The following is a 19,513-nucleotide window of genomic DNA, read 5'->3' on the forward strand; positions in this document are numbered from 1 at the left end:
GAGGAGGAGAGGTTGTCGGCGCGATGTGAGGGAGCGCAGCGACCGCGTGCCGAGAACCTCGGAGGAGCCGGCCGCGCAGCGGCTTGCGCGGACACTGGAGGCCCGTACGCTGCCGAAGGCTTCCAGGCAAAAATGCGCACAGCGCTCAACACCGCCGCCGGCCAGAGGCCGGTGTTCGCTCGGGTCTGTGAACCGCGACGCTCGTCGCGGCGGCTCTCAGTGGTCTTCGGTGAGGTGGCGGTAGATGGTGCCGCGAGACACGCCGAAGGTGTCGGCGATCTGCTGGACCGTGTAGGTCTTCTCGTCGTACATCGCACGCGCCTGTTTCGCCTTCGTCGGCGTCATCTTGAAGCGCCCGCCGCCCTTACGTCCGCGAGCTCGAGCGGCGGCAAGGCCGTCGTGGGTTCGCTCCACGATGAGGTCGTGCTCGAACTCCGCGATCGCGGCGAGCATGTGGAAGAACAGCCGGCCGCCCGGAGTGGTGGTGTCGATGCCCTGAGACAGCGCCTTCAGTCCGACGCCGCGCTGCTGGAGGCCGTCGGCTACCTCTTTCAAGTTCCGCACGGACCGGCCGAGGCGATCGAGCTTCGTCACGACGAGGGAGTCACCCTCGCGGAGGTAGTCGAGAGCGTCCTCGAGCGCGGGACGCTTCGCGAGTACTCCGGAGGCGTGCTCGACGAACACCTTCTCGCAGCCGGCTGCCGTGAGCGCATCGGTCTGAGCGTCGGGGTTCTGGTCTCTGGTCGAGACGCGCGCGTATCCGATCGAAGCCATAGGCCTGACTGTACTGCGAACGTAGGTTGCGGGTCATAGCTCTCGGACACGGGCCGTGGAACACGGCGCGCCGATTGGACCGCCGCGCTGCTCGACCGTCTCGTAAACGATCGTTCGCGAACACCTCGGCAGTGGTCGCTCAAATCGATTTCTGTCGATAACATCGGTGCATGCCGATTGATCACGTGCGGGGCACCTCTGCCGCCGTCTCCCTCTTTCACTCTTTGGCCGACCCGAAGCGTCTCCAGATCGTGCGGCGACTTCAGCATGGTGAGGCTCGGGTCAGTGATCTAGTGGCGGAGCTGGGCGTGGCGCAGTCGACGGCTTCTGAGCACATGAGCTGCCTGCGCGAGTGCGGCCTGGTCGTGGGGCGTGCAGAGGGACGGCAGGTGTTCTACTCGTTGGCCCGTCCGGAGCTGATCGATCTTCTCGAGTCCGCTGAGGCACTTTTGGAGGCGACGGGGTTCCAAGCGGATCTGTGCGGCACGTTCGGGGCGGAAGCACGGAGCGCACGTGACGTGGACGCTGCCGCATCGGAGGTCCGTCGGGGCGTGGAAGTGGCGCCGTGATCGGCACTATCGCGGCGGCAATCGGACTGTTCGCTGCGACGAACATCGATGACATCGTGGTTCTGACGGTGCTGTTCCTCGCGTCCGCCCGTGGCTCGCTGCCGGGCTGGAAGGTTGTGGCGGGGCAGTACCTCGGCTTCGCGACTCTCGTCGCGATCAGCGTCGTTGCCGCCGCCGGGTTGACGATCATCCCGGATGAGTGGGTGGGGCTTTTGGGCCTGATCCCGCTGGCGATCGGTCTGTACGGGCTCATCCGCACCCTGCGCAGCAGGGGCGATGATGACGACGACGATGACGAGAGTTCGATCAGTGCGGTCGGGCTGCTGGGCGTTGCGGGGATCACGATCGCGAACGGCGCGGACAACATCTCCCTCTACACGCCCGTATTCCGCACGAGCCCGATCGCGGACACGGTGGTCACGATCATCGTGTTCTTCCTCCTCGTCGCGGTGTGGTGCCTGATCGCTCGCGTCGTCGGCACGAACAAGACGGTGACCGAGCTGTTGGAGAGGGTCGAGCACTGGCTCGTGCCTGCCGTATTCATCGGCCTGGGTCTGTTCATCCTGATCGAGTCGGGTGTTCTGCCTCGACTCCTCGAGCTGTTCTGATGCCCGCCACGCGCAGGCTCGTCCTCCGAGTGGCTTTCATCGCTGCGCTGATTGCGGCCGCGTTCGGTCTTGATCAGCTCACGAAGAGCTGGGCCCTGACAGCGCTGGAAGACGGACGCACGATCGAGCTCGCTCTCGGAGCGCGGTTCGAGTTGATCTTCAACCCCGGCGTCGCCTTCGGGATGGGCTCCGAGCTGGGACCTGCACTGGCGGTCGGACTGATCGTCATTCTTGTGAGCCTCACGGTGTGGGTGTTCGTGCGGACCATCCGCGGGGCTCCGCTGGGTGGACCGGCACTTCTCGCTCTCGCCGCCGGCGGTGGCGCAGGGAACATCTGGGACCGCATCAGCCGAGCCGCGGACACGCCGCTGGGCGGAGAGGTCGTCGACTTCATCGCGGTCGACTGGTTCGCGATCTTCAACGTCGCCGACATCTTCACCACCTGCGGCATCGCCGGCTGGGCCCTCCTGCAGGTCTTCGGCAGAGCGGACGCGCCCCAACCACAGACGAGCGAAACCTGATCGAGGCGCAGCCCTGAGCCTCACCGTTCGCCGGATCACGGCGCCGTCCCCTTGTTTCTGCCGACCACCGGCCTGACAGAAAGCACCACCCGTGAAAACCAGCACCAAGGTCAACCTGATCGCCATCGCCGCGGCTGTCTTCGTCGTCGCGGTCATCGCCGCGATCGCGATCTTCCGGCCCTTCTCCGCCTCCCGCGAAGAGGTCGCCGCCGCGACGCCCGTCCTCGAGCAGAACACCCACATGCTCGATCAGGCGGAGGACGGGAAGGTGACGCTGGTCGAGTTCCTCGACTTCGAGTGCGAGGTCTGCGCGGCCGTCTACCCGACCATCGAGCAGCTGCGTGAGGAGTACGCAGGCCGGGTCACCTTCGCGACCCGCTACTTCCCGATTCCCTCGCATCGCAACTCCGAGAATGCCGCTCTCGCCGTCGAGGCAGCAGCGCGGCAGGACCGGTTCGAGGAGATGTACGACCGGATGTTCCAGACGCAGGCGAGCTGGGGCGAGAGCCAAGACTCCAAGGCCGACGTGTTCCGCGGCTTCGCGGAGGAGATCGGCCTCGACCTGGAGCAGTACGACGCGGATGTGGCCGACCCGTCGACGCTCGAGCGGGTGCGCTTTGATTTCGAGGCGGGCAAGGACTTGGGGGTGCAGGGCACGCCGACGATCTTCGTCAACGACGAGGCGATCCAGCTCGAACGCCTCGAAGACATCCAGGCCGCTCTCGACGCCGCTCTCGCCTCGTGAGCGCCCTCAGCCGCCGCGCCCTGCTGGCCCTTCCCCCGCTCGCGATGATCGGCATCGGGACCAGCGGATGCGCGCGGGACGACCTCGCGGAGCAGTACCGCGGCGGGTCGAACAAGAACTACGTCGCCGGTGACGGCACCGTCATCGAATGGCCTGTCGGCAGTCGCGGCGAGCCGGTCGACTTCGCCGGAACGAGCGAAACGGGCGACGCGATCAGCTCCGAGGATTACCGCGGGCAGGTGCTCGTCGTGAACTTCTGGTACGCCGCCTGCGCCCCCTGCCGCGCCGAAGCACCCGACCTGCAAGCGCTGCACGAGCAGTACGACGGGAACGGAGCGGCGTTTCTCGGTGTCAACGTTCGCGACCAAGCCGACACCGCCACCTCGTTCGCGAACACCTACGGCATCACCTACCCCTCGATCATCGATACCGACGCCGCCGTGGCCCTCGCGTTCTCTGGGAAGTTCGCCGCGAACGCCGTCCCTACCACCCTCGTGCTCGACGTCGACGGCCGACCCGCCGCGCGGATCCTCGGCCGGGTCACCGCCCGCTCCATCCTCGACACCCTCATCGCGGACACCATCGCGGAGGCGGCCTCGTGAACTGGGGAGAGGCTGTGTTCAGCGGCCAACTCCTGCTCGCCGCGCCCATCGCGGTCCTCGCCGGCCTCGTCTCGTTCGCGTCCCCGTGCGTGCTCCCCCTCGTCCCCGGCTACCTCGCCTACATCGGCGGAAACCCCGACCTCGCCACAGGCAGCCGGCGCCGCCTCGTCGCCGGAGTGGGCCTGTTCATCGCCGGTTTCGCCGTCGTCTTCATCGCCTACGGCGCCGCGTTCGGCGCCCTCGGGACATGGCTGCTCGAATGGCAGGACACCGTCACCCGCATCCTCGGAGTGCTCGTGATCCTCATGGGCGTCGTGTTCATCGGGCAGGTCCGGTTCCTGCAACGCACCATCCGCCCCCGCTGGAAACCCGCGACCGGACTCGCCGGAGCACCCCTGCTCGGTGTGGTGTTCGGGCTCGGCTGGACACCCTGCTTCGGGCCCACCCTCACCGCGATCTCCGCGCTGAGCCTGGACGGCGCCTCCGCCGGCCGCGGCGCGTTCCTCGGCCTGCTGTACTGCCTGGGCCTGGGACTGCCGTTCCTGCTGATCGCCCTCGGATTCTCCTGGGCCGCCACCGCGACCAGCTTCCTCAAACGCCACATCCGCACCATCAACCTCCTCGGCGGAGGGCTACTCATCCTCATCGGCACCGCCATGGTCAGCGGCCTGTGGACCCAGTTGATCTACCGCCTCCAGAACCTGATCAACGGATTCGTCCTCCCCATCTGACCCGTCACCCCCGCCCCGAGAGGACCACCGAATGAGCGCACTCACCCCCGCCGAGACCGAACAGCTGACCCGACGCGGGCTGCGCCTGGCGCAGTTCACCGTCGCCTACAACGTCATCGAGGGCATCGTCGCGATCGCGGCCGGTATCGCCGCGGGACTCGTGTCCGTGATCGGGTTCGGCATCGACTCCGGCATCGAGTCGATCGCCGCCGTGCTGGTAGGGCTGCGCCTGGCGGCGCGGCTGCGGCATGGTGAGGCGGACGAAGCGAAGGAGCGGCGCACGTTGAAGTTCGTCGCCGTGACGTTCTTCCTCCTCGCCGCCTACGTGAGCATCGAGGGCATCCGCAGCCTGATCGCGGGTGACGCTCCCGAGTCCTCCCCGGTCAGCATCGTGCTCCTGATCCTCTCGATCATCGTCATGCCGGTCCTTGCGGCGGTGAAAACGCGTGTCGGGAAGAGGCTCGGAGACCCCCTGATCCTCGCGGACGCAGCGGAGACTCGGATCTGCGTGCTGTTGAGCGTCTCCACCCTCGTCGGGCTCGTCCTCTACGCCCTCACTGGAGCCGCGTGGCTTGACCCGGTTGCAGGGTTCGTCATCGCTCTCTTCGCCATTCACGAGGGACGCGAGGCCTGGGAAGGCGAGCTCGTAGAAGACGACGATGACGATGACTAGAGCGGGCGCCGACAGGCGAGCCACGAGCGGGCTGACGATCGATGTTCCGGGGCAGACACCCTCAACCTCAGAAGTGCTCTCCTCGGGTGCGACGCGCACGGCGGGAGGATGATCGGAGAATGATGATCGAGGTTCTTCACATCGACGACTGCCCGAACTGGAAGGACGTCGGCCCTCGCCTGGACCAGGCGCTGAAGTCCACCGGCCACTCCGACATCCCCGTCACCTACCGGCTTCTGGCGACACCGGAGGACGCCGCCGGCGTCGCTTTCGCGGGTTCCCCGACGATCACCCTCGACGGGGAAGACCTGTTCCCGTCGGGCGGGCGGACCACGGATCTTGCCTGTCGGATCTACTTCACGCCGAGCGGGCTGGCGGGTCTTCCGACGACGGAGCAGCTCGTGGAAGCGATCGCTGCCCGTGAACCCTGATTCCTCCGTCACCTGTTCCTGCTGCGGACGGGCCCGCCGTCGACGTCAGGTTCACGCACTCAACGATGGCGCCGCGTACGTGTGCCGGCGGTGCGGGCTCTGGATAGCGCTGCGCCCGGGCAGCGATCACCCCCGCGCCTCCTCATTGTCTCGGCGCTGACACGCCGGAACTCAACGCCGGTCAGGTCGTTCGGGTTGCTCTCAGCCCGAGCCGGGTGCGGCCGCGAGGCTTGAGGACGGACAGGGCGGTGATAACCACGAGAACGACGGCGCCGCCGGCGGTCGCGACGACCAGTTGCGTGCGGGTTCCCTCGAGCGTGGAGGGGATGAGCCCGTGGCGGGCGGCGAGGGACATCGTCTCGATGAGGCGCGTGTGCAGCAGGAGGACTGCGGTTGCGAAGACACTCAGCCACAGCTTGATCGCCACCCAGTAGTGGCGCACCAGTCCCCAGTGCGTTCCGAGGCCTTGCAGGATTCCGGTGGCGAGGGAGGCGAGGGCGAACGGGATGATGACGAACGTCCCCAGCGGGTCCAACGCCAAGTAGGCGCTTCGGACCGTGAAGGGGTCGCTGCTGGTCGCTCCGACGAGCGCGATCGCGAGGAACGCGCCCACCGCGCCGAACCAGCCCACGGACACCAGGACGTGGACGGTGAGGGCGACTCGGCGAGCTCGCGGGCCGAGCATCATCAGTGATTCATCATCTGCGCCCCGCCGCCGGTGAGCAGGTGCACGACGATGAAGCCGATCGCGAGGACGACGACGACGACCATGAACACCTTCACCCAGCGGGGGCGCTCCGGGACGGGCGACGGCGTGCCAGACGGGTTGGAGTCACTCATGCGCTCAGCCTAGGCACCCGCCCAACCCATCCCGTATCGATGTGGTGCGTTGCCCCTGCCCCGACATCTTCGGTCAAGTCGGGAATCTTCCGCCCGATCACCCCGTTGTCTGATACCCCCGGGGGGTATACCGTCGGATCAGGCCGGAAGCGGCCGGAAGGAGTCATGATGGCGCAGCACCACCTGCACGATGACGAGCACGAGAGTGCTCACCGCACCGTCGAAGCACGCGACGTCGACGCGGGAAGGACAGGTCATCACGTGAGTACGGCCCCTGACGGGCACGCCGGGCACCAGATGCGCGGAGCGCCTGATCCTCACGCAGGCCACAACATGACGGCGGGCGCTGCCGGCCACGGCGGCCACGGCGATCATGTCGGCCAGTTCCGGCGGTTGTTCTGGATCATGCTGGTGTTCGCGGTGCCGGTGGTCGTGTTCAGCGGCATGTTCTCGATGATCCTGGGCTACTCCCTCCCCGACGTTGCGGGGGTCGGCTGGATCTCGCCGGTGCTCGGGACGGTGATGTACGTCTGGGGCGGCCGGCCCTTCCTGCAGGGGGCGGTGTCGGAGCTGCGCTCGAGGACGCCGGGGATGATGCTGCTGATCGCTCTGGCGATCACGGTCGCGTTCCTCGCGTCGTGGGGTGCGAGCGCGGGGCTGCTGGATCACGAGCTGGACTTCTGGTGGGAGCTGGCGCTGCTGATCGTGATCATGCTGCTCGGGCACTGGATCGAGATGCGCTCTCTCGCGCAGACGTCCTCGGCGCTGGACTCTCTCGCGGCGCTGCTGCCGGATGAGGCGGAGCGGGTGCGCGAGGGTGAGGTGGAGAAGGTGTCTCCCGCGGACCTGGTGCAGGGGGATGTCGTGGTCGTGCGTCCCGGCGGCCGGGTGCCGGCGGACGGCCGGGTGCTGGAGGGCACCGCGGACGTGGATGAGTCGATGATCACCGGGGAGTCCCGCCCGGTCAGTCGCGGCCCGGGATCGATGGTCGTGGCCGGCACGGTCGCCACGGACACGGCGTTGCGGGTGGAGGTGACGGCCGTCGGCGACGACACCGCTCTCGCCGGCATCCAGCGCCTGGTCACGGAGGCGCAGAACTCGTCCTCCCGGGCGCAGCGCATCGCTGATGTTGCCGCCGGGTGGTTGTTCTGGTTCGCGTTGGGCGCGGGAGTGATCACCGCGATCGTGTGGTCGCTGCTGGGCAGTCCCGACGAGGCGGTGATCCGCACCATCACGGTTCTGGTCATCGCGTGCCCGCACGCGCTGGGACTCGCGATCCCGCTGGTGGTGTCCATCGCGACCGAGCGGGCCGCGAAGGGCGGCGTCCTCGTCAAGGACCGTCTCGCGTTGGAGAGCATGCGCACGGTGACCACGGTCCTGTTCGACAAGACGGGCACCCTGACCAAGGGCGAGCCGACGCTCGCCGCCGTGCACACTGTCGACGGGGTGAACGAGGAGCAGCTGCTCGCGGTCGCTGCGGCGGTCGAGGCGGACAGTGAGCACCCTCTCGCTCGGGCGATCGTGGCAGCCGCGAACAGCCGCGGCGTGCGGGTGCCGGCAGCGACCGGTTTCCAGGCGTCGACCGCTGTCGGCGTCACGGCGCAGGTCGAGGGGCGTGCGGTGAGCGTGGGCGGTCCGTCGATGCTGCGCGCGCACGACGCTGCCGCGCTCGAGCAGACGCGCGCGTGGGAGGCGGAGGGGATGATCATCCTCCACGTCCTCGCCGGCGGTCGGGTCATCGGGGCTCTCGGGCTCGCGGATGAGGTGCGGGAGGAGTCCCGGCAGGCTGTCGACGCGCTGCACGCGATCGGCGTGCAGGTGGTCATGATCACCGGCGACGCGGAAGCGGTCGCCCGCACCGTGGGCGAGGAGCTCGGCATCGACCGGGTGTTCGCCGGCGTGAAGCCGGAGGACAAGGCCGCGAAGGTCATCGAGTTGCAGCGCGAGGGCCGACGGGTCGCGATGGTCGGTGACGGCGTCAACGACGCTCCCGCTCTCGCGCAGGCCGACGTGGGAATCGCGATCGGCGCAGGCACCGATGTCGCGATCGCATCCGCCGGGGTGATCCTGGCCTCCGATGACCCCCGGTCGGTGCTGTCCGTGATCGAGCTGTCCCGGGCCAGCTACCGGAAGATGAAGCAGAACCTGTGGTGGGCGGCCGGCTACAACCTCCTCTCCGTCCCCCTGGCCGCGGGAGTGCTCGCGCCGATCGGGTTCGTGCTGCCGATGTCGGTCGGGGCTCTGCTGATGTCCGCGTCCACGGTCGTCGTCGCCGTGAACGCGCAGCTGCTGCGCCGCCTGGAGCTGTCCCCGCAGGCCAGCACCCGCGCCGCGCGCGAACGCGACACCAGCCCAGTCCGTCACGAGGAGGGCCGCAGTACCGTCCAGGTGCGCCCGTAGTCGCCGGAGGCGACCACTCCGCGCTCGTCGGCGGCAAGGACCCACTGTTCTTCGCCGTCGACGAGCGCGAACGCCTCCGGCTGCCCCTCGAGGGTTCCGTGGCTCTGCCAGGAGCCCTCGAGAGTTCCCGTCCACAACGTCCCGTCGACGTCGACACCGACCAGCTGCCCGCCGGCACTGCCGTCCACGAGGAACAGGGCGGGCGCGCCGGAGACGGGCCGGAACGTGACCGCGGCGTCCTCGCTGACCTGTAAGCCCGTCTCGGTCGTCGCGAACACCCGGTCGGGACGCTCGGGGTCCACGGTCAGATCGCGCAGCGGCAGTTGCGCAGACGGGGTCCATGCGGCGCCGGAGTCGTCGCTGCGGAGGATGACGCCGCGGCTCGCGTCGTACCCGTACACGCGGGTCGCCGCATCGGTGAGAGCGACGGTCGCGAGGTCGTGGAAATCCGTCTCCCCACTCAGGGACACCGGCTCCCAGGTCGCGGCCGCATCGATGCTGCGGATCAGACCCAGGTTGGGTCCTGGCGCGGACCTGTCGGCGGGGTCGGGATGCCCGGAGGCGTAGAACACTCCCTCCGGGGTGATCGTGAACCCCATCGTGTCCTGCGCCCGGCCGGCGACCGGCCCTCCGCCCGCTTCGTCGTCGGTCGGGGTGGGGCTGGCCGGGTAGGTGTCCGGGAGGGTGTCGGTGGGGATCACCCACACTCCCGAGTGCGCAGCCGCGTAGGTGAGCCCGGTCACCGGATCCCAGCCCAGCCCGTGCACGTGCTCCAACCCTGCCGGCGCGGCCACGAGCGCGCCCGTCTCCACGCGGCCTGACGAAACGCAGCCGGTGAGCAGCGCCACCGTCACGGCGGCGCCGACGATGACGGCGAGACGCCGCGTGCGGCGCGAGCGGTGCCCGCAATGCTCAGCCAAGGCCGACACCCAGATCGCTCATGAAGCCTTCCGGGTCCACGGGGCTCCCGTCCACGCGCGTTTCAAAGTGCAGGTGACAGCCGGAGGAGGCGCCGGTGGAGCCCACGAGAGCGATCAGGTCGCCGGCGGCGACCGTGTCACCCACGTCCACGAGCAGGTCGCTGTTGTGCGCGTAGCCGGTCTCGATGCCGTCGCTGCTCGCCAGCAGGATCCAGTTGCCGTAGCTGCCGGCGTAGCCGGCTTCCTCGACCGTGCCGCCAGTCGCTGCGACCACCGGGGTTCCGCAGGGGGCGGCGAGGTCGGTGCCCTTGTGGAACGCGCTCACGCCCGCGACCGGGGCATCCGGGCGAGGACCGAACGTGCTCGAGATGCGCCCCGCGACCGGCACCCGCCAGGTAGCGGACGCGACCTCGCTGTCCTCAGTGGATGCGGCGGACTCTTCTGATGCGTCGTCCACGAGTTCCGTGGCGACGGCGGCGGTCACCAGCACCTCGGGTTTGGCTTCCGCGCCGAACGTGTCCCGGGTGACGGTGAGCTGCACCGCGCCGGCCGCGACGAACGTCTGCGGCTGCGCCTCGCTGACGGCCAGGGTCGTGGTCTTGGTCGGGGTGCCGTCGACGGCGAACGCGGGCATGGAGGAGGTCACCGCGATCATCGTGACGAGAGTCATCGCGGACATCCCAGCCAGGCGCGGCCGCATCGTGGCCGTGCCCGGCGGGGCCGGGCGCGGGCGGGCCGCGACGCGGGCGGCGTGCTGCAACGCCTGCGCGTCGGCTCGCGAGGGCGCCGTGTACGTCACCCGGCGTCCGAGCGTGAGCGCAGCCTGCCGCGGGGAGGCATCGCGGGTGCGGGTTCGGGTGCGGTGCACGTCGCGGCGGCGCGGGTCGCTCGTCGGCGTCGACGCGGCGCTCACCGGGCGACTCCCGAGCGAAGCGGACGGGGGTGAAGAGGAAGGCGGTGCATAGGGGGACGTTTCTGGTTCGAGCGCCCTCAGAGGGCGCGAAGAAGTAGAGGGTGGGGATCGCCAGGTACGGCGACCCCCACCGGGGCGCGGCGGTAGCGCGCACGGGCGCGACGCAGCAGCGCTCCGCCTGCCCAGGAGGGGGAAGGGGCGTCAGAAAGACGGGTCAGCGGGACGCGAGGAGATCCTGCATGGTTGCGATCTCCTCGGTCTGGGTCTGCACGATCGTGTTCGCCATGTCGATGGCGTCCGCGTTCTGGCCCTCGTCGACCTCGGTCTGCGCCATCTCCACGGCGCCCTCGTGGTGCATCATCATCTGCTCGAGGAACAGCGTCTCCGCCTCGGCGCCGGTCGCGCTCTCCAGCGAGGACATGTCCTCGTCGGACATCATCCCGTCCATGCTGTGATCCATGCCCGACATCGAGTCCTCAGCGCCCCACGCGCTGATCCACTCCTCGAGCTGCGCGATCTCCGGACCCTGCGCTTCCTTGATCTGGGTCGCGAGGTCGGTGACGTCGGTGCTGATGCCGTCCTTCGCGAGGATCATGTCGGCCATCTCCACCGCCTGCTCGTGGTGGGGCTTCATCATCTGCGCGAACATCACGTCCTGATCGTTGAAGTCCGCCTCCGCCGCAGCAGTCGAAGACGGCGACGCGGACGCGGACGAGGAGGAGCTGCTGTGGTCCATCCCCTCCATGCCGCCCGTGCCGGAGCTGTCCGAGCAGGCGGCCAGAGTAATTGCGGTCGCCAGAGCGAGAGTCGAGGCGAGAAGAGTGCGCTTGGTGTTCATGAGTGTCGTATCCGTTCAGTCGGTAGCAGGAATCGCCGGAACCGCGCCCTGCGGGCGGGGTGATGAGGTCGCAGCGGACGCTGCGACGACAGGCGAATCAGGTGCGACTGATCGACAACACCGTCAACGACGGCAGATACACATGGAACTTCGCGCGCGGAACGAGCAGCAGAAGACGCGGACCCGCGTCGAGCACGCGCGCGAACAGCGCCGGCACCCGGGCCAGGAGGATCAGGGACGCGAGGAAGAAGACGATGACGCACGTCGCCGCCATCAGAGCGCACCCCATCGCGCAACTGTCATCACACGGCACCATCGGCACGACCGCGCCCTGATCGGCGCCAGCCACGAGAGCCATCCCGCCTGTCGACGCAGCTACCGGGTCGGCGTGAGCATCGGTCTGCGCATGCGTGTGTCCTGCGGACACAGACGCGTCGGAATGGCTGCCCATCATCGAGTGCATCGCGAACACGCCCAGCAGCAGAGCCGCCAACGTCAGCACCACGACCACCGCGCGCATCAGCGGCGCGGACAGCTTAGAAACGACGCTGTCGCTCATGATCCACACCTCCGACACTGCTCGTCACTCGTCCGAGGGCATCAGAAGGGACGCCCATGCATACCCCCCTAGAGTATGCAGAAAGCAGCCGGAGCGGCTGAAAACCCCCTCCGTACCCGTCCGCCCCGCGCAGCAGCGGACGAGCTGCACCAGCACCCGGGGGATGAGGACACCGTGACCGAGCAGACGAGCGAGCAGACCGACATCACCGGCGCCCACGGCTACATCTCCGACAAGGACCAGTACCTCCGCCGCCTTCGCCGCATCGAGGGGCAGGCTCGCGGCCTGCAGAACATGGTTGAAGACGAGCAGTACTGCATCAAGATCCTCACCCAGATCTCCGCGATGACCAGCGCCCTCGAGTCCGTCGCGCTCGGTCTCCTGAACGACCACCTGAACCACTGCGTCCTCGAGGCCGCCGCAGCCGGCGGCGACGAAGCGAAGATCAAGCTGCAAGAAGCCTCCGACGCCATCGCGCGGCTCGTCCGCTCCTGACGTTCAAGTGCGCAACCCGCCCTGAATGACGCCGGCGGTCCTCGACGCAGCGGGATACCGGCGCCCTGGCTAAGCGTTCCCGCTTGTCCTTCGACGGCTTCACGGCAGTTCGATCCGCTGCGATCCGTGGGATGAGGCGAACGAACACGACCGCAGTAGCGCCGCAGCCTGGCGCAGGCGTGCCGAGGTGAGCGATGACATCGGCTATCGGGGCAGCAGTTCGGTTCGTAGGGTCGGACTTATGGAACCGTCTCGACAGCTACCCGCCATCGGCGCCCCGGCCTCCCGCGCGCTCGAGGAAGCGGGCGTGCACGATGCGGACGACCTGCGGCGGGTGGGCCTGGACCACCTCGCGACCCTCCATGGGGTAGGACCTAAGGCTCTCCGACTTCTCCAGCAGACCCTCGACGCCGACGCGCGCAAGCGGTGACAGCCGATCGATCGGGTGCTCTCCATGCACCCCGAGCATGTGTGTTCCTGCGACATGCTCGCGCCTTTGAGCTGTCCGGAGCGGCCCGTCCGGGCTGTTCTGCCGCCAGTGGTGGCGGGGGTCGCTGACATGATGACGGGGTGCTGATCGCGTACCTGGACGAGTCCTACACACAGGACTTCTACTTCATCGGCGCTGCCGTGACGACACAGGAGAAGTGGGAGCAGCTCGAGCACGGCTACGCCGCTCTCCGGGAGCAGATCGCCGCGGATCACGGGGTGCCGGCGGATGTCGAGTTTCACGGGCACGAGCTGATGGGCGGCGCCGGCGAGTGGGCTCCTCTGCGCGGGAAGCATCGTGAGGCGGCGGGCATCTACGCGGCCGCGCTGCGCATCGCGCAGGAGGCAGAAGTCCGCTACCTGTTCCGGGGCGTGGACGTGAAGCGCCTGAACGCCCGGTACCGGTACCCGGAGCAGCCGCACAAGATCGTGCTGCAGCACCTGCTCGAGCGGGTGAACGAGTACCGCCGTGACGTCTTCTCCTTCGATACCGAGGAGGTGATCGTCGTCGCCGACGAGATCGCGACGCAGGAGGAGCACCGGCGGCAGTTCGAGAGCTACCGGTCACTGGGCACGCCGGGCTACCTGACGAGCCGCCTTAACCTGATTTCCTCCCCGATCCAGTTCGCGTCCTCGAGGAACGCCGCCGGGGTGCAGGCGGCCGACCTCGCGATCTACCTGCACCGGCGTCGGCAGACGGTGACGGAGACGCACCCGAAGTCCGCGGCGACGATGACGCGCCTGGGCGCTCTGATCGACGCGTCGACGTCGCACGACCGGATCTGGACGCCTTAAAAACGAAGACCCCGCTAGGCGGGGTCTTCGGCTGGCAACGTTCCGGGAACCGGCCCGTTGTGACGATCACGATACACGCGGATCCTGGACGAGTCACGGCGTCACGGGCGCCGCCGCTCGATGAGGATCGTGTCGCGCCAGCGGCCAGCCTCCGGCCCGTACGTCATCTGCGCGATGCGCTCCCGGATGCCCACACGCCGGAATCCAGCGCGGTCGTGGAGGGCGAGACTGGCGGTGTTCTCGGGGAAGATGCTCGACTGGATCGTCCACAGGTCCGCGTCGTCCGCCGCGGCGATGAGCGCGGCCAGCAGCCTCGATCCGACGCCGCGGCCACGTGCAGCGGCGGCGATGTAGACGGAGTGCTCGACCACGCCCCGGTAGACGGGGCGGGCCGAGACCTTCGACAACGCGGCCCAGCCGAGGATCTGTTCTCCGTCGACGGCGACCAGGCGCCCGACGTCGAGCTTCCCCGCGTCGAACGCCTCCCGCGTGGGCGGTTCGGCCTCGAAGGTGGCGTGCCCGGTCGCGATCCCCTCGCGGTAGATCGTCTCGACCGCCGCCCAGTCTCCGGGGGTCATCGGCCGGATCGCGGTCATGAGCAGCAGCTCCCTCCGGCGGATCCGATGTCGGTGGAGCAGACGCCGGTTTCGGGGAGCACGAGCTGGACGCGCCGGGCGGCGGCGTGATCGCCGGCGAGTTCGTCCGCGATGGAGCGGACCTGCTCGTAGCCGGTGGCGAGCAGGAAGGTCGGCGCACGGCCGTACGACTTCATCCCGGCGATGAAGAAGTTCGGCTCGGGGTGGGCGAGTTCCGCGACGCCGTGGGGGTCGACGGTGCCGCAGGAGTGCAGGTTCGGGTCGATGAGCGAGGCGAGGGCGCGGGGTGCTTCCACGATCTCGTCCAGGGAGACGCGGATCTCGCGCAGCATGTCGAGGTCGGGCCGGAACCCGGTGGCCTGCACCACGACATCGACTTCCACGCTCTCGCGCTCCTTCCGGCGGCGCCCCATCACCGTGACGCCGCCGGAGGGGGTCTTCTCGAGGCGGTCGATTTCGAAGCGGTCCAGGAGGGTGATCGCGCCGTCGCGGACGAGCTGGTGGACGGTGCCGCCGAGCTTGCCGCGCTCCTCGAGCTCGTCGTCGCCGGAGCCGAAGACGCGCACCGGGCTCGTGCCGCGGATCGCCCACGTGATCCTCGTCTCCGGTTCCTCGCGGGCGAGTCGAGCGAGCTTGATCAGGGTGTTCGCGGCGGAGTGGCCGGCGCCGACGACGAGGACGCTTTTCCCGGCGAACCGGGCACGGTCCGCACCGAGCACGTCCGGCAGTGCGTGGCTGAGGTGCTCCGCGACATCAAGGACACCGATTGGGTCAAGGCCCGCGGAGGCGAGCGCGTTGGGCGTGGAGTAGGTGCCGGAGGTGTCGATGACCGCGCGCGCGGTGACGTCGACGGCGCCCTCCGGAGTGTCCAGGCGCAGCAGGAACGGGGTCGCAGCGCGGCCGGTGGAGCGGGTGCGATCCATGCCCTCACGAGAGACGGCGGTGACACGGGAGCGGTAGCGGATGACCGGGGCGAGCTCCGGGGTCGCGGCGAGAGGAGCGAGGTAGTCGCGGACGAACTCGTGCCCGGTGGGCAGCTTCTTCGCTGCGGGGGCCTCCCAGCCGGCGGCGTCGAGCAGGCGCCCGGCGGCCGCGTCGACCAGGAACTCCCACGGGGAGAACAAGCGAGTGTGACCCCACTGCTGCACAGCGGCACCTGCGCTCTCACCCGCCTCGTAGACGATGACGTCGAGGCCGCGCTCGAGCAGCTGCGCGGCGGCGGCGAGACCCACGGGGCCGGCGCCGATGACGGCGACGGGCAGGCCGGTGAGGCGGCGCTCGTCGGTGCGGGGCGGGACGGTCAGCAGCAGGGTCATCAGGTGCACTCCTCAACATCGACGGTCATCGATGGATCGAGTCTGCCCCGGCATATCGATGGCTGTCAATGTGTGGGAGGGTGGAGGCATGGCGACGACCGAGCTGACTCTCACCGCGGCGGCGGCCGCGTGCTGCGCGCCGCTCGCGCGCGAGCCGCTGAGCGCCGAGGGCGCGGAGCTGCTGGCGCGAGCGTTGAAGGCGATGGCGGATCCGGCGAGGCTCCGCCTGGTGTCGATCGTGGCGTCGAGCAGCTCGGGCGAGGTGTGCGTGTGCGACTTCACGGAGCCGGTCGGGCTGAGTCAGCCGACCGTGTCGCACCACTTGAAGATCCTCGTGGACGCCGGGATCCTGGCCCGCGAGAAGCGCGGCACGTGGGCGTACTTCTCCCTCGTCCCCGGCGCGCTCGACTCCCTCGCCGGGATGCTCACCCGCGTCTGATCAGGCGGCCGTGACCCTCGCCGCGAGAGCGTCGACGCGCGCGGCGAGCTCGTCGTAGGCCGCATCGAACGCGGCATCCGTGCCGGCAGGTACCGGGTCGGGGATCGACCAGTGCAGCGCGTCCGAGCCGAGTTCCTCGTGCGCGGCGTCGCAGACGGTGATCACGAGGTCTGTGTCGGCGGCGACGTCCGCGAGCTGCTGCGGGGCTCCTTCGGGTAGCGGGAGGCCGTGGCGTTCGGCGGTCGCAATCGCTCCGGCGGCCACCGCGGCGGCCGGGTGGGTGCCGGCGGAGGCGACGGGGATGGGGCTGCGCTGCGCCCAGAGCTGCGCGGCGAGCTTGGAGCGGGCGGAGTTCGCGGTGCACACGAACAGCACTCGCCGCGCTGCGGCGGTGGTCGAGGGCCCGAGCTGGTCGAACGCCCCGGGGATCAGATGGACGTAGCCGCGGCGCCGGTCCGCCTCCGAGCGGCGACGGAGGATCATGCCTTCGCGCTCGAGGACGGCGAGGTGGTGCGCGACGAGGTTCGAGGGCATCCCAAGACGGTCCTGCAGCTCCCGCGGCGCGAGGTCTCCGAGGGTGAGCAGGTCGGTGATCCGCAGGCGCGCGGGGTCGCTGAGGGCGGCGTGCCGGGCGGCGCGCGCTTCGAGTTCGGTTCGCTCGGTGTTCATTGACTCAATCTTGACTGAGTGATCGTGAGCGGTCAAGATGGCCGACGACATGGACACCACTTCCCCTCCTCCGCTCGCTCGTCGGGCCGTGGCCGAGTTCCTCGGCACCGGTCTGCTCGTGGCGATCGTCGTCGGCTCCGGCATCGCCGCTCAGACGCTCTCCCCGGACGACGTCGGTCTGCAACTGCTGGAGAACTCCCTCGCGACCGCGCTGGGGCTGGCGGTGCTGATCCTCACTCTCGGCCCGGTGTCGGGGGCGCACTTCAATCCGCTCGTCTCCGCCGTGGACGCGGTCCTCGGTCGTCGCGACCGCACCGGCCTGCTGGGGCGGGAGCTGGCGGTGTTCGTGGGCGCGCAGCTGCTCGGAGGCATCGGCGGCGCGGTCCTCGCGAATGCGATGTTCGAAATCCCGTCCTCGATCGCGACGACGGAGCGGGTCACTGCCGGGCACCTGCTCGGGGAGGTCGTCGCCACCGCGGGCCTGGTCCTCGTGATCCTCTCCCTCGCCCGTACGCACCGAGGCCCGCTCGCGGCGGCCGCGGTCGGCGCGTACATCGGTGCCGCGTACTGGTTCACGTCCTCGACCTCGTTCGCGAATCCCGCCGTGACTCTCGGCCGCGTCTTCACCGACACCTTCGCCGGCATCGCCCCCGCCTCCGTCCTGCCGTTCGTCGCTGCGCAGCTCGTCGGCGCCGCGATCGGCGTCGGCATCGCCGTGTTCCTCTTCCCGGGCGCCGCCCGGGCCGCCGGGGACCTTGTGGTCCCGGCCACCTCGACCTCTTCACACGTCTGATTCGAAAGGCCCATCTGATGCATCTCGTCGCTATCGGCGGCAGCGACGCGGGGATCTCCGCCGCGCTGCGCGCCCGCGAGCTCGACCCGTCCGTCGACGTGACCGTCGTCGTCGCCGACTCGTACCCGAACTTCTCCATCTGCGGGATCCCGTACTACTTCTCCCGCGAGGTGCAGCCATGGCAGTCGCTTGCGCACCGCAGCCACGCCGATCTCGAAGCCACCGGCATGACCCTGCGCCTGGACACCTTCGCGACGGACATCGACGTCGCCGGGCAGCAGCTCACCGTCCGCACCCCCGACTGCTCGCTCGACCGGATCGGGTACGACGAGCTGATCGTCGGCACCGGCGCCCTCGCCTCCTCCGCCGGCATCGCGGGAGTGGACGCACTGGGGCCGGAGGACGGAGTGCACGTGCTGCACTCGATGGGCGACACCTTCGCGCTCGAGCGGTTCCTCGACAGTCGAGACCCGCAGACCGCGATCATCGTCGGCGCCGGCTACGTCGGCCTCGAGATGGCCGAAGCCCTCACCGTCCGCGGCCTCCGAGTCACCCAGCTCCAGCGCGGCCCGGAAGTGCTCTCCACCCTCGACCCCGAACTCGGCGCCCTCGTCCACACCGAACTGACCGAGCGCGGCGTCGAGGTTCTCACCCGCACCACCGTCGCCTCGATCGAGAAGACCGCCACCGGCCTCGCCGTGCACGCCGACCACGACGGCACACCTCTCACCCGCACCGCTGACGTCGTCCTCCTCGTCGTCGGCGTGAAGCCGAACACCGACCTGCTCGCCCGCGCCGGAGCGTCTCTCGGCGCCGGCCGCGCGGTCGTCGTCGACGAGGCGATGCGCACGGGCCTGCCGCACGTGTTCGCGGCAGGCGACGGAGTGACCACGCACCACCGTCTGCTCGGCAGCACCTACCTGCCGCTGGGCACCACGGCCCACAAGCAGGGACGGGTGGCCGGCGAGAACGCTCTCGGCGGCGATGCCCGGTTCGCCGGCTCGGTCGGCACGCAGGTCGTGAAGGTCTTCGACCTCGTCGCCTCCCGCACCGGCCTTCGCGAGCACGAGGCCCTCGCCGCGGGCTTCGCGCCGGCGACGACGAGCGCGGTCGCGGACGACCACAAGCGCTACTACCCGGGCGCGCAGCCCATCACGATCCGCATCACCGGCGACACCCGCGACGGACGTCTGCTCGGCGCGCAGCTCGTCGGACGCCTCGGCACCGAGACCGCCAAGCGCGTCGACACGTACGCGACCGCCCTGTTCGCCGGGCTCACCGTCGAGCAGGTCTCCGACCTCGACCTCTCCTACACACCCCCGCTCGGCTCCCCCTGGGACGCCGTGCAGATCGCCACCCAGACCTGGACCCGCACCACCACCGGAAGCAGCATCCCCGCATGACCGAGAAGCCCACCGTCCTCTTCCTCTGCCAGCACAACGCCGGCCGCTCCCAACTCGGCGCAGGCCTACTCGAAGTCCTCGCCGGCGACCGCTACACCGCCACCTCCGCCGGTCTCTCCCCCGCCGAGACGGTGAACCCCGCGATCGCTGCGACCGTCGCCGAGCTCGGCCTCGACATCAGGAACCACATCCCCCGCGCCGTCACCGTCGAGGACCTCGAGAACGCGGACATCGTCATCACCATGAAGCCCGGCCTCACCCTCCCCGCAACGCCGACCGGCCGATTCCTGGAGTGGAAGTTCCCCGACCCGACCGACTGGAGCACCGAGAACGTCCGCCCCCTCCGCGAGGCCGTCGCCGCCCGGATCCAGACCGAACTCCTCACCTAGACGCG

Annotated in this window: 25 protein-coding genes; 15 read left to right on the forward strand and 10 right to left on the reverse strand. The window is 69.4% G+C overall.

All coding sequences use genetic code 11. The features are described 5' to 3' along the window. Positions 1 to 216: 216 nt before the first annotated feature. Entirely contained in the window at positions 217 to 774 is a 558-nt protein-coding gene (locus C5D09_RS06940; protein WP_104256092.1) for a recombinase family protein, read from the reverse strand. A 170-nt stretch (positions 775 to 944) separates the two neighbouring features. On the opposite strand from C5D09_RS06940, the gene C5D09_RS06945 reads away from it, so the two are divergent. The 8 genes from C5D09_RS06945 to C5D09_RS06980 all read left to right on the forward strand — a co-directional run bounded on the left by C5D09_RS06945 (position 945) and on the right by C5D09_RS06980 (position 5,654). Next, positions 945 to 1,343 (forward strand): helix-turn-helix transcriptional regulator, encoded by a 399-nt coding sequence (locus tag C5D09_RS06945; RefSeq protein ID WP_055794452.1) that lies wholly within the window; start codon positions 945 to 947, stop codon positions 1,341 to 1,343. Then, positions 1,340 to 1,951: a cadmium resistance transporter gene (locus C5D09_RS06950; protein WP_055794455.1), complete on the forward strand. Its 612-nt coding sequence runs from the start codon at positions 1,340 to 1,342 to the stop codon at positions 1,949 to 1,951. Before C5D09_RS06945 ends, C5D09_RS06950 begins: the two co-directional genes overlap by 4 nt. Continuing rightward, positions 1,951 to 2,472 carry a signal peptidase II gene (locus C5D09_RS06955; protein ID WP_104268930.1) on the forward strand — a complete coding sequence of 174 codons (522 nt, stop codon included), beginning with the start codon at positions 1,951 to 1,953 and terminating at the stop codon, positions 2,470 to 2,472. The genes C5D09_RS06950 and C5D09_RS06955 overlap by 1 nt, the downstream gene beginning before the upstream one ends. A gap of 91 nt (positions 2,473 to 2,563) precedes the next feature. Further along, a complete protein-coding gene (locus C5D09_RS06960) occupies positions 2,564 to 3,217 on the forward strand; it encodes a thioredoxin domain-containing protein (RefSeq protein WP_082481720.1) in 654 nt (217 codons plus the stop codon). Then, positions 3,214 to 3,819, forward strand: coding sequence for a TlpA disulfide reductase family protein (locus tag C5D09_RS06965; protein ID WP_104233615.1), 606 nt, complete (start codon positions 3,214 to 3,216; stop codon positions 3,817 to 3,819). Before C5D09_RS06960 ends, C5D09_RS06965 begins: the two co-directional genes overlap by 4 nt. 14 nt (positions 3,820 to 3,833) lie before the next feature. Next, positions 3,834 to 4,550: a cytochrome c biogenesis CcdA family protein gene (locus C5D09_RS06970; protein ID WP_258065301.1), complete on the forward strand. Its 717-nt coding sequence runs from the start codon at positions 3,834 to 3,836 to the stop codon at positions 4,548 to 4,550. Positions 4,551 to 4,581: 31 nt separating this feature from the next. Continuing rightward, complete coding sequence (locus tag C5D09_RS06975; RefSeq protein WP_055794460.1) at positions 4,582 to 5,223, forward strand: cation diffusion facilitator family transporter; 642 nt, start codon at positions 4,582 to 4,584, stop codon at positions 5,221 to 5,223. Positions 5,224 to 5,342: 119 nt separating this feature from the next. After that, positions 5,343 to 5,654 (forward strand): hypothetical protein, encoded by a 312-nt coding sequence (locus C5D09_RS06980; protein ID WP_055794463.1) that lies wholly within the window; start codon positions 5,343 to 5,345, stop codon positions 5,652 to 5,654. Between the two features lie 181 nt (positions 5,655 to 5,835). On the opposite strand, the gene C5D09_RS06985 is transcribed toward C5D09_RS06980, so the two are convergent. Both C5D09_RS06985 and C5D09_RS17450 read right to left on the reverse strand, forming a co-directional pair. Next, positions 5,836 to 6,342: a DUF2269 domain-containing protein gene (locus C5D09_RS06985; protein WP_219812359.1), complete on the reverse strand. Its 507-nt coding sequence runs from the start codon at positions 6,340 to 6,342 to the stop codon at positions 5,836 to 5,838. Further along, complete coding sequence (locus C5D09_RS17450; protein WP_157603228.1) at positions 6,342 to 6,494, reverse strand: hypothetical protein; 153 nt, start codon at positions 6,492 to 6,494, stop codon at positions 6,342 to 6,344. The genes C5D09_RS06985 and C5D09_RS17450 overlap by 1 nt, the downstream gene beginning before the upstream one ends. Before the next feature lie 333 nt (positions 6,495 to 6,827). Here C5D09_RS17450 and C5D09_RS06990 point away from each other — a divergent pair, with 333 nt between their 5' ends. Continuing rightward, positions 6,828 to 8,894, forward strand: a complete 2,067-nt coding sequence (locus C5D09_RS06990) for a heavy metal translocating P-type ATPase (protein WP_374953803.1) — start codon at positions 6,828 to 6,830, stop codon at positions 8,892 to 8,894. Here the strand turns inward: C5D09_RS06990 and C5D09_RS06995 are convergent. From C5D09_RS06995 to C5D09_RS07010, 4 genes are all read right to left on the reverse strand, one after another. Beyond that, on the reverse strand, positions 8,855 to 9,814 hold the full coding sequence (locus tag C5D09_RS06995) for a F510_1955 family glycosylhydrolase (RefSeq protein WP_146078441.1): 960 nt from the start codon (positions 9,812 to 9,814) through the stop codon (positions 8,855 to 8,857). The genes C5D09_RS06990 and C5D09_RS06995 overlap by 40 nt on opposite strands. After that, a complete protein-coding gene (locus C5D09_RS07000; RefSeq protein ID WP_146083184.1) occupies positions 9,807 to 10,484 on the reverse strand; it encodes a M23 family metallopeptidase in 678 nt (225 codons plus the stop codon). The genes C5D09_RS06995 and C5D09_RS07000 overlap by 8 nt, the downstream gene beginning before the upstream one ends. 457 nt (positions 10,485 to 10,941) lie before the next feature. Beyond that, entirely contained in the window at positions 10,942 to 11,565 is a 624-nt protein-coding gene (locus tag C5D09_RS07005) for a DUF305 domain-containing protein (protein WP_055794475.1), read from the reverse strand. Between the two features lie 97 nt (positions 11,566 to 11,662). Further along, positions 11,663 to 12,124, reverse strand: coding sequence for a hypothetical protein (locus C5D09_RS07010; protein WP_146078443.1), 462 nt, complete (start codon positions 12,122 to 12,124; stop codon positions 11,663 to 11,665). A gap of 174 nt (positions 12,125 to 12,298) precedes the next feature. Here C5D09_RS07010 and C5D09_RS07015 point away from each other — a divergent pair, with 174 nt between their 5' ends. Then, positions 12,299 to 12,619: a metal-sensitive transcriptional regulator gene (locus C5D09_RS07015; RefSeq protein ID WP_055794478.1), complete on the forward strand. Its 321-nt coding sequence runs from the start codon at positions 12,299 to 12,301 to the stop codon at positions 12,617 to 12,619. Between the two features lie 570 nt (positions 12,620 to 13,189). Further along, a complete protein-coding gene (locus C5D09_RS07025) occupies positions 13,190 to 13,903 on the forward strand; it encodes a DUF3800 domain-containing protein (RefSeq protein WP_055794482.1) in 714 nt (237 codons plus the stop codon). Positions 13,904 to 14,004: 101 nt separating this feature from the next. Here the strand turns inward: C5D09_RS07025 and C5D09_RS07030 are convergent, their stop codons facing one another. Together C5D09_RS07030 and C5D09_RS07035 are read right to left on the reverse strand one after the other, a co-directional pair. After that, complete coding sequence (locus tag C5D09_RS07030) at positions 14,005 to 14,499, reverse strand: GNAT family N-acetyltransferase (RefSeq protein WP_055794483.1); 495 nt, start codon at positions 14,497 to 14,499, stop codon at positions 14,005 to 14,007. Next, complete coding sequence (locus tag C5D09_RS07035) at positions 14,496 to 15,815, reverse strand: FAD-dependent oxidoreductase (RefSeq protein ID WP_055794485.1); 1,320 nt, start codon at positions 15,813 to 15,815, stop codon at positions 14,496 to 14,498. Before C5D09_RS07035 ends, C5D09_RS07030 begins: the two co-directional genes overlap by 4 nt. A gap of 88 nt (positions 15,816 to 15,903) precedes the next feature. Between C5D09_RS07035 and C5D09_RS07040 the strand changes: the two genes are divergently transcribed. Continuing rightward, positions 15,904 to 16,254 carry a helix-turn-helix transcriptional regulator gene (locus C5D09_RS07040; protein ID WP_055794488.1) on the forward strand — a complete coding sequence of 117 codons (351 nt, stop codon included), beginning with the start codon at positions 15,904 to 15,906 and terminating at the stop codon, positions 16,252 to 16,254. Here C5D09_RS07040 and C5D09_RS07045 read toward each other — a convergent pair whose 3' ends face one another. Beyond that, the gene (locus C5D09_RS07045) at positions 16,255 to 16,923 is read right to left on the reverse strand and encodes a helix-turn-helix domain-containing protein (protein ID WP_104268932.1); all 669 of its coding nucleotides are present in this window, start codon (positions 16,921 to 16,923) and stop codon (positions 16,255 to 16,257) included. A gap of 49 nt (positions 16,924 to 16,972) precedes the next feature. On the opposite strand from C5D09_RS07045, the gene C5D09_RS07050 reads away from it, so the two are divergent. Genes C5D09_RS07050 through C5D09_RS07060 form a run of 3 tightly spaced genes read left to right on the forward strand, consistent with a single transcriptional unit; the run spans position 16,973 to position 19,508 of the window. Continuing rightward, the gene (locus C5D09_RS07050) at positions 16,973 to 17,716 is read left to right on the forward strand and encodes an MIP/aquaporin family protein (protein ID WP_181028834.1); all 744 of its coding nucleotides are present in this window, start codon (positions 16,973 to 16,975) and stop codon (positions 17,714 to 17,716) included. Positions 17,717 to 17,733: 17 nt separating this feature from the next. Beyond that, complete coding sequence (locus tag C5D09_RS07055) at positions 17,734 to 19,119, forward strand: FAD-dependent oxidoreductase (RefSeq protein ID WP_055794493.1); 1,386 nt, start codon at positions 17,734 to 17,736, stop codon at positions 19,117 to 19,119. Further along, complete coding sequence (locus C5D09_RS07060) at positions 19,116 to 19,508, forward strand: low molecular weight phosphatase family protein (protein WP_055794495.1); 393 nt, start codon at positions 19,116 to 19,118, stop codon at positions 19,506 to 19,508. The genes C5D09_RS07055 and C5D09_RS07060 overlap by 4 nt, the downstream gene beginning before the upstream one ends. Positions 19,509 to 19,513 lie beyond the last annotated feature (5 nt).

It is taken from the genome of Rathayibacter sp. AY1C9 (assembly GCF_002932315.1).
Taxonomy (GTDB): Bacteria; Actinomycetota; Actinomycetes; order Actinomycetales; family Microbacteriaceae; genus Rathayibacter.

What these genes read in the sequence shown, in the direction of transcription:
- C5D09_RS06940 (WP_104256092.1), bottom strand. Translation starts at nt 774, where the DNA reads ATGGCTTCGATCGGATACGCGCGCGTCTCGACCAGAGACCAGAACCCC.
- C5D09_RS06945 (WP_055794452.1), top strand. Translation starts at nt 945, where the DNA reads ATGCCGATTGATCACGTGCGGGGCACCTCTGCCGCCGTCTCCCTCTTT.
- C5D09_RS06955 (WP_104268930.1), top strand. Translation starts at nt 1,951, where the DNA reads ATGCCCGCCACGCGCAGGCTCGTCCTCCGAGTGGCTTTCATCGCTGCG.
- C5D09_RS06975 (WP_055794460.1), top strand. Translation starts at nt 4,582, where the DNA reads ATGAGCGCACTCACCCCCGCCGAGACCGAACAGCTGACCCGACGCGGG.
- C5D09_RS06980 (WP_055794463.1), top strand. Translation starts at nt 5,343, where the DNA reads ATGATGATCGAGGTTCTTCACATCGACGACTGCCCGAACTGGAAGGAC.
- C5D09_RS06985 (WP_219812359.1), bottom strand. Translation starts at nt 6,342, where the DNA reads ATGATGCTCGGCCCGCGAGCTCGCCGAGTCGCCCTCACCGTCCACGTC.
- C5D09_RS17450 (WP_157603228.1), bottom strand. Translation starts at nt 6,494, where the DNA reads ATGAGTGACTCCAACCCGTCTGGCACGCCGTCGCCCGTCCCGGAGCGC.
- C5D09_RS06990 (WP_374953803.1), top strand. Translation starts at nt 6,828, where the DNA reads ATGACGGCGGGCGCTGCCGGCCACGGCGGCCACGGCGATCATGTCGGC.
- C5D09_RS07000 (WP_146083184.1), bottom strand. Translation starts at nt 10,484, where the DNA reads ATGACTCTCGTCACGATGATCGCGGTGACCTCCTCCATGCCCGCGTTC.
- C5D09_RS07005 (WP_055794475.1), bottom strand. Translation starts at nt 11,565, where the DNA reads ATGAACACCAAGCGCACTCTTCTCGCCTCGACTCTCGCTCTGGCGACC.
- C5D09_RS07010 (WP_146078443.1), bottom strand. Translation starts at nt 12,124, where the DNA reads ATGAGCGACAGCGTCGTTTCTAAGCTGTCCGCGCCGCTGATGCGCGCG.
- C5D09_RS07030 (WP_055794483.1), bottom strand. Translation starts at nt 14,499, where the DNA reads ATGACCGCGATCCGGCCGATGACCCCCGGAGACTGGGCGGCGGTCGAG.
- C5D09_RS07035 (WP_055794485.1), bottom strand. Translation starts at nt 15,815, where the DNA reads ATGACCCTGCTGCTGACCGTCCCGCCCCGCACCGACGAGCGCCGCCTC.
- C5D09_RS07040 (WP_055794488.1), top strand. Translation starts at nt 15,904, where the DNA reads ATGGCGACGACCGAGCTGACTCTCACCGCGGCGGCGGCCGCGTGCTGC.
- C5D09_RS07045 (WP_104268932.1), bottom strand. Translation starts at nt 16,923, where the DNA reads ATGAACACCGAGCGAACCGAACTCGAAGCGCGCGCCGCCCGGCACGCC.
- C5D09_RS07050 (WP_181028834.1), top strand. Translation starts at nt 16,973, where the DNA reads ATGGACACCACTTCCCCTCCTCCGCTCGCTCGTCGGGCCGTGGCCGAG.
- C5D09_RS07055 (WP_055794493.1), top strand. Translation starts at nt 17,734, where the DNA reads ATGCATCTCGTCGCTATCGGCGGCAGCGACGCGGGGATCTCCGCCGCG.
- C5D09_RS07060 (WP_055794495.1), top strand. Translation starts at nt 19,116, where the DNA reads ATGACCGAGAAGCCCACCGTCCTCTTCCTCTGCCAGCACAACGCCGGC.